The 12939-nt window shown below is 27.4% G+C and carries 15 protein-coding genes; 2 read left to right on the forward strand and 13 right to left on the reverse strand.

Annotated elements, in window-relative coordinates:
• Window positions 1-1653 (reverse strand): DAK2 domain-containing protein, encoded by a 1653-nt coding sequence (locus tag HMPREF9709_RS04550; RefSeq protein ID WP_005398313.1) that lies wholly within the window; start codon window positions 1651-1653, stop codon window positions 1-3.
• A 13-nt stretch (window positions 1654-1666) separates the two neighbouring features.
• Window positions 1667-2017 (reverse strand): Asp23/Gls24 family envelope stress response protein, encoded by a 351-nt coding sequence (locus tag HMPREF9709_RS04555; RefSeq protein WP_005398314.1) that lies wholly within the window; start codon window positions 2015-2017, stop codon window positions 1667-1669.
• A gap of 117 nt (window positions 2018-2134) precedes the next feature.
• On the opposite strand from HMPREF9709_RS04555, the gene rpmB reads away from it, so the two are divergent.
• Window positions 2135-2350 carry a 50S ribosomal protein L28 gene (gene rpmB / locus HMPREF9709_RS04560; RefSeq protein ID WP_005398316.1) on the forward strand — a complete coding sequence of 72 codons (216 nt, stop codon included), beginning with the start codon at window positions 2135-2137 and terminating at the stop codon, window positions 2348-2350.
• Between the two features lie 131 nt (window positions 2351-2481).
• On the opposite strand, the gene HMPREF9709_RS04565 is transcribed toward rpmB, so the two are convergent.
• The 4 genes from HMPREF9709_RS04565 to HMPREF9709_RS04580 are packed head-to-tail and all read right to left on the reverse strand — an operon-like array spanning window position 2482 to window position 7008.
• Window positions 2482-3975, reverse strand: a complete 1494-nt coding sequence (locus tag HMPREF9709_RS04565) for a hypothetical protein (RefSeq protein WP_005398318.1) — start codon at window positions 3973-3975, stop codon at window positions 2482-2484.
• Window positions 3962-5389 (reverse strand): sensor histidine kinase, encoded by a 1428-nt coding sequence (locus HMPREF9709_RS04570; RefSeq protein ID WP_005398320.1) that lies wholly within the window; start codon window positions 5387-5389, stop codon window positions 3962-3964. The genes HMPREF9709_RS04565 and HMPREF9709_RS04570 overlap by 14 nt, the downstream gene beginning before the upstream one ends.
• The gene (locus HMPREF9709_RS04575) at window positions 5377-6066 is read right to left on the reverse strand and encodes a response regulator transcription factor (RefSeq protein ID WP_005398321.1); all 690 of its coding nucleotides are present in this window, start codon (window positions 6064-6066) and stop codon (window positions 5377-5379) included. Before HMPREF9709_RS04575 ends, HMPREF9709_RS04570 begins: the two co-directional genes overlap by 13 nt.
• 9 nt (window positions 6067-6075) lie before the next feature.
• Window positions 6076-7008 carry an RluA family pseudouridine synthase gene (locus tag HMPREF9709_RS04580; RefSeq protein WP_005398322.1) on the reverse strand — a complete coding sequence of 311 codons (933 nt, stop codon included), beginning with the start codon at window positions 7006-7008 and terminating at the stop codon, window positions 6076-6078.
• 59 nt (window positions 7009-7067) lie between these two features.
• On the opposite strand from HMPREF9709_RS04580, the gene HMPREF9709_RS04585 reads away from it, so the two are divergent.
• Window positions 7068-7436, forward strand: a complete 369-nt coding sequence (locus HMPREF9709_RS04585) for a hypothetical protein (RefSeq protein WP_005398323.1) — start codon at window positions 7068-7070, stop codon at window positions 7434-7436.
• A gap of 72 nt (window positions 7437-7508) precedes the next feature.
• Here the strand turns inward: HMPREF9709_RS04585 and HMPREF9709_RS04590 are convergent, their stop codons facing one another.
• Genes HMPREF9709_RS04590 through HMPREF9709_RS04620 form a run of 7 tightly spaced genes read right to left on the reverse strand, consistent with a single transcriptional unit; the run spans window position 7509 to window position 12937 of the window.
• On the reverse strand, window positions 7509-8045 hold the full coding sequence (locus HMPREF9709_RS04590; protein ID WP_005398324.1) for a DUF6648 family protein: 537 nt from the start codon (window positions 8043-8045) through the stop codon (window positions 7509-7511).
• Window positions 8045-8461 (reverse strand): hypothetical protein, encoded by a 417-nt coding sequence (locus HMPREF9709_RS04595; protein WP_005398325.1) that lies wholly within the window; start codon window positions 8459-8461, stop codon window positions 8045-8047. Before HMPREF9709_RS04595 ends, HMPREF9709_RS04590 begins: the two co-directional genes overlap by 1 nt.
• 27 nt (window positions 8462-8488) lie before the next feature.
• The gene (locus tag HMPREF9709_RS09585) at window positions 8489-8998 is read right to left on the reverse strand and encodes a DUF1292 domain-containing protein (protein ID WP_005398326.1); all 510 of its coding nucleotides are present in this window, start codon (window positions 8996-8998) and stop codon (window positions 8489-8491) included.
• A 44-nt stretch (window positions 8999-9042) separates the two neighbouring features.
• On the reverse strand, window positions 9043-10488 hold the full coding sequence (locus HMPREF9709_RS04605; protein ID WP_005398327.1) for an aminoacyl-histidine dipeptidase: 1446 nt from the start codon (window positions 10486-10488) through the stop codon (window positions 9043-9045).
• 1 nt (window position 10489) lies between these two features.
• Window positions 10490-11230: a peptidylprolyl isomerase gene (locus HMPREF9709_RS04610; RefSeq protein ID WP_005398328.1), complete on the reverse strand. Its 741-nt coding sequence runs from the start codon at window positions 11228-11230 to the stop codon at window positions 10490-10492.
• An 8-nt stretch (window positions 11231-11238) separates the two neighbouring features.
• Window positions 11239-12081 carry a CvfB family protein gene (locus tag HMPREF9709_RS04615; RefSeq protein ID WP_005398332.1) on the reverse strand — a complete coding sequence of 281 codons (843 nt, stop codon included), beginning with the start codon at window positions 12079-12081 and terminating at the stop codon, window positions 11239-11241.
• Window positions 12044-12937, reverse strand: coding sequence for a YitT family protein (locus HMPREF9709_RS04620; protein ID WP_005398334.1), 894 nt, complete (start codon window positions 12935-12937; stop codon window positions 12044-12046). Before HMPREF9709_RS04620 ends, HMPREF9709_RS04615 begins: the two co-directional genes overlap by 38 nt.
• Window positions 12938-12939 lie beyond the last annotated feature (2 nt).

Below are 12939 nucleotides of genomic sequence, written 5' to 3' on the forward strand. Positions count from 1 at the left end.
TTACTCTACTGATGCAATATAGTAATAAAGTGGTTGTCCACCATAGTTTAGTTCTATATCAATAAGAGGAAATTCTTCTTCTAATTGACTAGCTAATTCACTTGCTTGATCTTCTGTCACATCTTCACCATAGTAAATTGAAAGTATAGAATTATCAATATCTAAAGCATTTTTAACTAATTCTCTAAAAGTATCTTCCAATTTATCACCTTTTACAACAATTGCACCATTTTTTAGTCCGATGTAATCATCTTTTTTAATCTCTAAATCTCCACTCTTTGTATCTCTGATCGCATATGTTAGTTGTAAACTTGTGATTTCTGAAAGAGAATTTGTCATATTTCTTTCATTTACATTTGGAGTTGCTGTTTCATCAAAGTTTAACAATGCTGTAAATGATTGTGGAATTGATTTTGTTTCAATTACTATTAAATTACAATCAACAATTGGTACAGCTTGTTTTGCAGCAAGTATAATATTTTTATTATTTGGGAAAATAAATACATTTTTTGCATTTACTTCATTTACCGCATCAACAATATCTTGTGTAGATGGGTTCATTGTTTGTCCACCTGTTACTATCTTGTCTACATTTAATTCCTTAAAGATTTGTTCAAAACCTTCACCAATTGAAATAGTTACAAAACCATATTCTTTTGATTCTGCTTTTGTTTCTTTTTCTTTAGCTTTATTTTGTTCATCTTTGATTCTATTTACTTCTTGATTTTGGAATCTCATATTTTCAATCTTAATATCTGAAAGCTCACCACGTTGTCTAGCAAGTGATAAAACTTTACCAGGATCATCAGTGTGAATGTGTGTCTTTATTAAATTATCCACACCAACACAAACTATTGAATCACCATATTCTTGTATTACTGATTTAAACTCTTCATATGATTCTGAACCATCGTGATTGATTAAAAATTCTGTACAGTAACCATATACAATATCTTCTGGTCTTACATCAGAATGGTGTTCAATTGTCTTTTTAAGATCTAATGACAATACATCTTCTTCCTCTAATACGTCATCAAGATTTTCACCATTTATTGCTTTATAAAAACCTTCAAGTAAAACCATTAAACCTTTACCACCAGCATCAACAACACCTGCTTCTTTTAATACAGGAAGTAATTCTGGAGTTAAGTTTAACGCTCTATTCCCTTCATCGATAACGTTTTTTAAAAACTCTAAAGCATCATCATAATTTAGAAATTCTTTTCTAGCAAATTCAGCCATCATTCTGCTTACCGTTAGTATTGTACCTTCTGTTGGTTTTAAAACCGCATTGTATGCTGTTTCTTTAGCACTTTCAAATGCTTCAACAATATTTACAATATCTAACTCGTCAACTTTTTCTACGACCTTTGAAAATCCTCTACAAAGTTGAGATAGTATAACACCAGAGTTACCTCTAGCACCCATCAATGATCCAGTTGACAAAGCTTTTGCTATTGTTTTCATCCTTCCATCATCTGTTTCGTTTAATTTTTTCATTACTGATTTAAATGTTAATGACATGTTTGTCCCGGTATCACCATCAGGAACCGGAAAAACATTAAGACCATTTACATATTCTTTGTTTGATTCAAGATTTTTATATGAACCTTTTAGTCCAATTCTTAAATCTTCATATCCTATTTTTCTCATTCATCCCCCAAGATTAAATTCTGATACCTTGAACTATAATATTCACAGAATTAACTTTTAAATGTGTATTTTTTTCTATACTATATTTTACTTTTTCAATTATATTATCTGCAACAACGGAAATCCTTACACCATACTCCATTATTACTATTAAATCAATATCTACAATATCGTTATGAACTGTTACTTTTACACCCTTCGATCTATTTTCAACGCCTAATAGCTCAAATATTCCATCTGTCGTATTTTGTATAGCTAGACCTACTATACCATATGATTCTTGAGCAGATTCAGCAGCGAGTGCAGCAATAACTTTTTTATCTATAACTATTTTACCAAATTTGTTTGTAATTGTAGCTGACATATTGACCTCCTTATATTTTGATATATAAATTATAACAGTCTTAACTATAACTTGCAAAATTTAAATACTTTGTGTATAATACTTCGAGTAAGGAAATAATTGATAGGAGGTGTTAATATGGCAAGGCAATGTGCAATTACAGGTAAGAAAAAGAAATCTGGAAATATTGTAACTTTCTCACACAGAAAAATCAAAAGATCATTTAAGCCAAACCTTAGAAGAGTTAAAGCTGTTGTAGACGGAAAAGTTCAAACAATTTGGGTATCAACAAAAGCGTTAAAATCAGGTTTAGTTGAAAGACCATCTTATGGTAAAACTGCTGATGCAGAATAGTATTTTTTATAATATTTAAAATAAATATTAAAAGAGAAATAAAAGTTTTATTTGCAAATAAATCTTAAAAAATGGCTGCAATATATTAATCTTTGGATAATATATTGCAGCCATTTTTGCTTTTAATTTTATTATTGATATAAAATATAACTATTTAATTTTGGTAGTTTCAAATACTCTTGATATAGTGAGTCGATACTTTCATCATTGACCCACTGAATCATTACAATTTCGTAATTATTTACATTTTGAATGGTAAATAATGGTTTATTTCCTATATAGTTAAAATATACTGGATATAATTCTATTGAATTACTACTTTGAATTAAAATATAATTTTTATCTGGTGAAATTGTTGCATCAATTGCTCCAGGTCTTCTCGCCAAAATTTCTCTCCAAGTAAACATACTCTTTTCTGTTTGAGCTATATTTACAGTTGGAGTAAAATCTAAATCAAAAGGACTTGTTACCAATCCTCCACTATTTTTTTGTGATTGTAAGTCAATTGATGATCTAAATTTCCATCCATTAGCAATTCTCTTTATACCAATATTTTTTGGATCAGGAGTAAATTCAACAATATCAATATCTTCTCTTGCAGAAAGTAAATTTAAGTTTTCCTTATAAGAAGTTAAATAAATTTCATTTCCTGCATTTCCTGCAATATTTGTTGCATTTAGAGCGTTATTTCCTCCTAGTTTTGATAATTGATATATATTATAACTTTCATATACAGAATCATTAGTATAATTAAAATTTGTCACTCCAATGTATTCTCTATTTACATAATCAATCCTTCTATACGTATTATCAGAAATAATATTAGTACCTTCTTTATTTTTCATAAATTCAGGATTTGCACTAATACTATAAATGTTTTTTCCATTAGCATTTTGATGTTTTGTACTCTTTATAGTCCAAAGTCCTGAATTATTTGGAATTACAATATCATTCACCTTTAAAATGGCTGATTTTTCATCTTTAGTCCCTTTTTTCATATAATAAGTATAGTAATTGTAGTCAAAACTGTTAGATATATTAATATTTCTTGCTCTGAAGGAAATAGCTAAACCATAATCATTATTAACAATATTTTTATCGCCATCCATAATTGACTCTAATTGAGCATGTTTTTCATTGATTTCTTTCTCCGTCACTTTAGATTTTTTCTCATAAACATATATTTTTCCTAAATATATAGTTATTAGTTTATCCTTATCGATTTCAACAAATTCCTGTGAGAATGATATATTATTAGAAAACTTATAAATAGTTGTTGTATCATTTTTTATAAGGTATTCATCAGGAATTTCAGTAATCTTAGGTCTCATATATGAGAAGAAATTTACATATCGTGAACTTATATTAGGTTCAATAATATAGTTACTATTAAAATCAAATACTTTATTTGAAATAAATAATTCATTTGATTTATCTACTTTTTCCTTCTTTTTGTCTGCTATATCATATATTTCTGTATTTTCCCAAATACCAGAAAGCTCAAATTTCTTATTAGGCTTTTTTAATAAATTTGAGTATTCATCTAAATCTTGTAAATTTTGTTGTCCACAAGCGGTAAGCAAAATAGAAAATACAATCAATAATATAAACTTAATTTTTCTCATGTGTATCTCCTATCGGCAATTCAAAGTGAACATTTGTACCTTCGTTTAACTTACTAAATATTTCAAGTTTACCATTATGCTGTAATATTATTTCTTCACAAATAGATAAGCCTAACCCAGTATGTGAGCCACTTGATGTACCTTTAAAGAATTTTGTTGTTACAAGCTCAATTTCTTCCTCGCTTATACCAATACCTGTATCAATAACTTCACATATTATAAGGTTTAAGTCTTCATTTTTCTTAATACTTACGATAATTGTCCCATTTTCAGGAGTAAATTTTATCGCATTGTCTATTAAATTAATGAATACTTGTTTTAATCTATTTTCATCAGCGATAATATCGACTTCTGATTCATCATAGTCATAAATTAAGTGAATATCTTTTTCTTTCACTCTTGGGTTTAATTGTTTAATTATATTTTTTACAACTGGAATAATATTAAAACTTGATTTTGACAATGAAAATCTTGGAGAAGTAAATCTTGAAAAATCAAGTAAGTCTTCTACCATATCGGATAATCTATCCGCTTCTTTTTCAATAATTCTCAATCCATCATCTATTATTTCGCCTTCAATACCATCATCTTGCAGGGTTATCGCCCATCCTTTTATAGATGTTAAAGGAGTTCTAAGCTCATGTGATACTGAGGAAATAAAATCCGTTTTAATTTCTTCTTTTTTCAATATATTTGTACTCAACTCATCCATTGTACGAGCTAATTCACCAATCTCACCTTTATAATCCATATTTGATTTTTCAGTATATCTACCATCTGAAAGTTTATTTGCTAGTGTCGTTAATTTATTAATAGGTAAAAGGAATCTTTCACTAAAATAATAAATAATGACAAATCCTGTTAATACTGAGAAAAAACCAAATATGATGAATAGATTCATTCTTTTAAAAACTTCCCAATTCATCTCATCAAGACTTGTTGTAGTCCTGATAATACCAATTTGTGCATTGTTTGATTTTATTGGATAATTTAATGATAATGTACCATCAGGATTATTATCAAACTTATATTTTCCATTGCTATCTAATAAATTATTGAAGTTTTGTACTGTTTGCCCAACTTTACTATCACCGGTATTGTCATAATATAAAACACCAGTATTATCTAAGATTTGAACCTTACCTTGAATATTATTTAAAAATTCAAACCTTTCATTCAACACAACTTCAGATAGTGTATACTCAGATATAGTTGACTCATATAGTTCTTGGCTATATCTTGTTTGTGCTATCATATTTGCTTTAATATTATTTGTATAATAGTTTTTCAATGAAAGATAAGTAAATATTTCAAATCCAGATATAAATATAATAAAAATAGACATGTAAAAGAAAATCAATCTAAATTTTAAACTGTCTTTATTTCTATATATATAATCTTTTAATTTCCCCATCTATATCCTACACCCCAAACTGTATGTAAATATTTTGGATTTGCAGGATTGTCCTCTATCTTAGCTCTGATACGTCTTATATTTACATCAATAATTTTTGTATCAGCTTTATTATCGTCTCCCCACGCAAGATCCATCAATTCTTCTCTTGTAAATGCTTTATCCTTATTAGTTAAAAATATTTTAATTAAAGATAATTCTGTTGGAGTCAAATCAACCATTACCCCATTTTTCTTAAACTTTTTAGAATATAAATCTAATTCAAATGGTCCATAAGTTAAAGAGCTTTCTTCATTATCTTTTGAATTGATATTAATCCTTCTCACAAGTGATTTTATTCTTAAAACTAATTCTTGTGGATTGAAAGGTTTTACCATGTAATCATCAGTACCTTGCTCTAATCCTAATATTCTGTCTACATCTTGTGATTTAGCTGTAAGCATTATTATCCCTAAATCTGGTAATTCATTTCTTAAAATACTGCATACTTCAAATCCATCCATTCCTGGAAGCATTATATCTAGTATAACAACATCTGGCTTAATATCTAAAGCCATTTCTACACCTTCTTCACCAGTTCCAGCTTCATAAACTTCAAAACCAGCTTTTTGAACATTTATCTTTGTAAATTTTCTAATAGCAACTTCATCTTCAACTAATAATACTTTATTTACCATTTCGCCTCCCTAGTCTAATTTATTAAATAAATTAAATATATAGTCTTTATATTTACTTTCAACCACCAACTCTTTGTGATTATTAACTTCTAAGTTTTTACTGAAAATTAATTTATACGCCACTAATTGTTGGTTTCTATATAATTTTGTATTTTCAGATTTGCCATATTTTCTATCACCTATTATTGGATGACAAATATCTTTCAAGGTCGTCCTAATTTGATGAGTTCTACCTGTTTGCAATTCAATCTCTACAATTGAATAGTTTTCCTTATTTTTAATTGGTCTAATTATCGTTTTAGACTCTTTACCCTCTTCTGAAACTCTCACTATATTTTTTTTATCTTTTAACAATTTATTCTTTATCGTCATTTCTTTATCTACATTTCCATGAACAATTGCTAAATATAGTTTTTTTATCTTATCTGTTTCAATAGCTTCATTAAGCTCTAGAACAGTTTTTCTATTTTTTGCACCAATTACTAAGCCCATTGTATTTCTATCAATCCTGTTGACTACAGCAGGTCTAAAGGTAGGTTCTAGTCTAGGTATATATTCTTTTCTTTGAATCAATAGATCGACTATATAATCCACCACATTATTACCATAGTCTTTCTTATCCGCTGCATGAACAAGAACATTTTGTGGTTTATCTATCACAATAATATTTTTATTTTCATAAGCAATTTCAAGATTTAATTTACTTGTTACAGTAATATCTTCTTTTTGCCACTTTTCTATTTCTTCATCATATATAAAAATATTAACAATATCATCTTTATATATTATTGTGCTTGGCTCGACTCTTTTTTTATTTACCTTAATCTTTTTTGTCCTTATCCATTTGTAAATTAACGAATTTGGAGCTTTTGGAAAAAATTTATTTAAAAATTTTATTAAAGTTTGATCATTGTCATTTATATCTATTTTTATATGTCTCATTTATTTTATTACCTCTTTGTGTTATTATTATAGCATAAATATATAGAAAAGAGGTAAAGATGAGATATATAAGAGATTTCTTTTACAATTTCTCAGATATAATTTTTGCGATAATTGTCACAGCTTTAATAGGCTATGTACTATTCTTTAATCTAAATCATTTAGTTAATATTGAAAATGAAAATGTATCAACTGTGCAAGCAAAAAATGAAATTGTTAATAAAAAAGATGAAGAAATTAATGTAATGATTCCTTCAAACTTAAATGTAGAGCAACTTGCTGAAATACTTAAAGAATATAAAGTAATTAATGATACCAAACCTTTTATAGAAAAGTTTAAAGATACCAAAAAGACAATAAAATCTGGAGAAATTAAAATTAAACAAGATATTTCATTAGATGAATTAGAAAAGTTAATATTTGAATAAAAAATGAGCTGTTACACAACGACAAAAAAGTCATTTTGTAACAGCCCATTTTTTTATGTAGAATTTAACAAATTAACTATTAATATAGTTTTCTATCAATGAAACTCTATCTTCAAAACAAAATATATTTTTAGAAATAAGTAAATCTTTTATTTTTTCATTTTTTGTATGTAAAATAATCTTTTCCTTATTTTTAAAATATATCTCAAAGATTTTTTTATTTAACGATTTAGAATGCATATTGATATAATACGCTTCTATATATTCGCTATTTTCTAAGTTTATCATCGCTATAATTGATATATCTTTATGATAATAACAATTTTTCTTATTATTTTGAGCAATTTTACATCTTTTTTTGTTAAGATTATTTAATCTTTTTTCTTCTTCTAAAAATAATTTGGCTTTAGAATTATAATAATTGTAATTGTATAATGCCTTATTAAAAGAATCTAAGACCGTAAACGGTCTTAGATTGATTATATAAAATATTTCATTATTTTTATGATTAAATTCTGCTTTTGTAATTAATTTATTGTCTAACATATCAATATATTTTGTACGTAATTCAATAAATTTTTCTAATTTCTTTTCCTCAGAATTATACACTATAGCACCTTTACTTCAGCTTCTAACCCTTCTGGTAATTCATTTTCTTCAATGTCTAATCCTATAAATAAATCAACATCTGTATCCTTTGAAAATTTATTTAGTTTTTCCATAAGTGTTGATAGATTTTCTTTATCAAAATCAATAATTTGATATAGTCCATCTAAATACATTTTTTCAATATCATAGTCTCTAGAAACTATACCTGCAATAAAACCATATAGTGAATCTATATTGTTTATACCAAATTTATTAGCATTTATTAATCTTATCGCATAGTCTAATGAAAAGATATGAGTATCATCTGTATCTACAAAAACAATGTTACCATTTCCTCTTGATTTTTCTTCATTTGCGTTATCGATTAGATATTTTGTCTTACCACTTCCTGATTTACCTAAAATAAGTTTAACCATAATATACCTCTTTCAATATTAGTTTAATTAATTTTGATCATCTTCGAAGTCATCATCATCTAAATAATCAACTTCAAATCCATCTTCGTAGTCCATATCATCATAATAATCTTCTTCATAATCATCAAAATCATGGTGATGGTGATGATGGTCATGGTCGTGATCGTGGTGATGATAATGTAAATCTTCTAAATCAATTTCATTTTCATCTAAATATTTATAATATGCATCAGCAGCTATCTCGAATTCTTGTTCGTCTTCAATCATTGAAACATCAAAGGTTTCATCATCGCTGTATGTTGCTTTGTATAATAGAATATCACCAGGTTCTTCATCTTCATCTATCGGCAATAACGCAATATAATCTTGATCTTCCACTTGATATTGAGCCACTACTAGACATGTTAATTCAGTGTCATCTTCAAGCGTTAAAATAATCTCCTTGAATTCTTCATCTTCATCTAAATCTTCAATGTCATATTCAATATAGTTTTCTTCTTTAAGAGTTTCGTTTTCACGTTCAAAATCTTTATTCATAGAACCTCCTTCTTTTATTTAAATATACCTAATTTTATGAAATTTTACAAGCTTTTTATTATACGTTTTATTAATTTAAAAGAGAATTCTGTAGATTCTACGGAAAGCTTTTCCTTAGGTGTATGTGCATCAAAAATATTAGGTCCCATGCTTATCATATTCATATCAGGATATTTTTGGCTTAAAATTCCAGTTTCTAAACCTGCGTGAATAACGGCAACTTCTACTTCTTCGTTTCTTATTTCTTTATATGAATTTTTTGCAACATTTAATAAATGATTATCAAAATTTGGTACCCACATTGGATATCCATCTGAAAACTTAATTGAATAATTAAAATTATCAGCTATATTTGAAACAGAATTTTTTAGAAACTCTAAATCGTCTCCAAATGAGCTTCTTATAGATGTTTGTATCTTAAATACATCTCCTTCAGTTTTAACTATAGCTAAATTGTTTGATGATCTAACAATTTCTAATTCTTTATCTGTAGTATTTACTCCATGAGGGAACATTTCTAATGAATTTAAGATTTCTTTTACTACCTCATCATCAATATAAGTATAATTTCCTTCAACTTTTTCTAATTTTAGTTCAAGATCAACTTCACGTTTTAGATATTTATCATTAATTTCTATTACGATATTGTTAAATTCTTTATCTAATAATTCTAAATCTTTATTATCTACAGCAATCACCGCTTTTGCTGAAGAAGGAATGGCATTATGTTTTGATCCACCATTAATTTCAGCTAAACTATATTTTAATACTGATTTTAATTTTAATAATATTGTATTTAATATTTTAATAGCATTTGCTCTTGATTCACCAATCATTGTACCTGAGTGTCCACCTCTTAGACCAGCTACTTTGATTTGGAAATTAGTAACTTCTGCATAAGCATCTTTTTTATCCAGTTTATGTTCTAATACAGCACCTACACCACCTGCACAACCTACTATAATCATATTGTCTTCTTCGTTATCAATATTAATTAAATTTTTACCTTTTAATAAATCCTTAGATAGTCCTAAAGCACCATCCATACCAGTTTCTTCTGTAGTTGTGAAGATTGCTTCAATTTTTGGATGCTGAATATCTTTATCTTCTAAAATCGCCATTGCTAAAGCAACGCCTATACCATCATCCGCACCCAAAGTAGTGTTGTTAGCATGTATAAATCCATCTTCAACAATTAATTCGATTGGATCACATGTAAAATCATGATTTGAATCTTCTGTTTTCTCACAAACCATATCTATATGACTTTGTAGGATTACAGCTTCATGATCTTCATAACCTGGTGTAGCTTCTTTTGTAATTAAAACATTACCAAATTCATCTTTTACTGTTTCTAGTCCTAATTCTTGTCCAAAATTATACATGAATTCTGAGATTTTTTCTTCATGATTAGAACATCTTGGTACTTGACTGATTCTTTCAAAATTATTAAACACGCTATACGCACTTGATTCATATAAACTTTTCATTTTATTTTTCCTCAACACTATATTTTTCTTTTAATTCACTAACTTTTGATAGATAAACTTCTTGTTGTTTTTGGTGAAGCATACCATGTTTAAGTTCATCTTTAAATGTTTCAAAATTGTTTTCTTTAACTAATTTTTTATCATCTAATCTAATTATATGATACCCAAATTGAGATTTTACTGGATTAGAAATTTCACCATTTTCCATTTCCATTAAAGCATTTTCAAATTCTGGAACCATTTGGCCTGATTGGAATTCACCTAAATCTCCACCTCTTTGAGATGATGGACAAGTAGAATTATCTTTTGCTAAATCTTCAAAATTTTCACCAGCATCGATTTTGGATTTTAATTCTTTAGCTTTTTCTTCGTCATCTGTTAAAATGTGATGTGCTTTGAAAGAATAAACTTCTTTAAATTGTTCTTTATTGTTTTCGTAAAAGTCTTTTACTTCTTCATCTGAAACTTTAACTTCGCTAATTAATTTTTTCATAGCAAGTTGTTTTAAGATTTGTTCTTTAACAAATTCTAACTCTTTATTGAATTCTTCAGTTTCATCTAATTTATCTTCTTTAGCAGATAGTAAAAGTAATTCTTGATTTAATAATTCTTGAGCTAATTGTTTTTTACCAACTTCTGAGTTAAATCTCATACCATCTTGACCTAACTGTTTGATAAATTCATTAACATCTTTTTCAGTTATTTCTTTTCCATTTACTACATAATATATTTTGTCTTCCATAATATCTCCTATTTCGTTAGTGTTATTCCTTCTTTTTTTATTAAAATTTTTCTTTGCTTATATAATCGTCCTATCGCACGCTTAAATTGAGATTTACTCATATTAAATACTTTTTTAATTACTTTTGGATCACTTTTATCATTTACTCTTAAAAAACCACCATTGTCTTTTAATATCTTATAAATAAGATCAGAATCTTTATTTAGTTCAATATGAGATCTATTATTAGTTGTTAAATCAATTTTACCATCAGATTTAATATTTTTGACTCTTAAATGCACCTTATCTCCAACTTTAGGCACACCATGAATTTCTGATGCAGGTAACATTGCATTGTATTTATTTTCAACTAAAATAAATGCTCCAATTTCACTTTCATATGAGTAAATAATACCATCCACCCAATCATTTTCCTCCAAATCAACATCTTTATCAAAATAATTATCAACTTTCATTGTTGCAGTCAATCTGTTTGATTTATCAATGTATAGAGCAACTAAATGGTATGAATGTTTCCTTATGGTGCCCATTTGTTCTTCAAAAGGTAAAAGTAAATCTTTATCTAATCCCCAATCAAGAAAAGCACCAATTTTAGTATTTTCTTTTACTTGTAAAAGAGCTAATTCTCCAAGTTCTATTTTTGACTTCTTAGTCGTTGCAATAGGTCTATTACTATTATCCTTATAGACAAATACTTCTATTTCATCACCTACATTTTTATCTTTTCTAAGATATTTTCTAGGCAATAAAATATCTTCTTCATCTTTATTTTCTAGTTCTTGACCTAAAAAAGCACCTACCGAAGTAAATCTTTTAATTTTTAGTTTCTGAGTTTTCCCTAACTGATACATTTAAATTCTCCCTTGAGAAACCATAACCATAGACTTCATTGATATTTGTAATATATACAAAAGCATTGTCGTCAAGTTCTTCTATAAAGTTTCTAATTTTTACATACTGTTTCTTGTCAACGATTGAGACAAGAATATTTCTATCTATTTTTGTATATCCACCCATCGCTTTATATAAAGTGGTTCCTCTATTTATTTTTGTGGCGATAAAATCGTTAATCACATCTACGTGATCAGATATAATTGTAATTTGTATTTTTGAGTTGAATCCAGCAATTGCCACGTCTAATACATATGTTGTTACATATAAAGATATAAATGAATATATCCCACTTTGAACACCAAATACTGATGTAGCAAATAGGATGACCATTGTATCAACCATTAATATCGCTTTACTAAGGTTTACATCAGTCTTATACTCAATTATCTTGGCAACAACGTCTGTACCACCGGTAGATCCACCTTGTTTCATAACAATTGACAAACCATAACCTATAAATGATGCACCTAATACTAAATTTGCTAATTTATCTTGCAAAATTGGTTCTTTTATTTCAACAAAAGCATCAAATACTCCTAAAAGTAAGGTATATGAGACTGCCCCTACCACTGTGTACAATCCGAATTCTTTACCTAATAAAGCAGTACCTAAAATAAAAATTAAAATATTTAATATCGCACTAATAATACCGATATTAATTTCGGGGAATAGCTCTTGAAGCCCTTGTGATAAACCAGTAACACCCCCCGCAGCAATATTCGAAGGAATGTTAAAGAAAATCGCCCCAATTGACATAATAAACGCACCTAATATTATTATTAGTATTCTTTTAAATTTTTTATTTATTACCATAC

The organism is Helcococcus kunzii ATCC 51366 (assembly GCF_000245755.1).
In the GTDB taxonomy this organism is placed as follows: Bacteria; Bacillota; Clostridia; order Tissierellales; family Peptoniphilaceae; genus Helcococcus; species Helcococcus kunzii.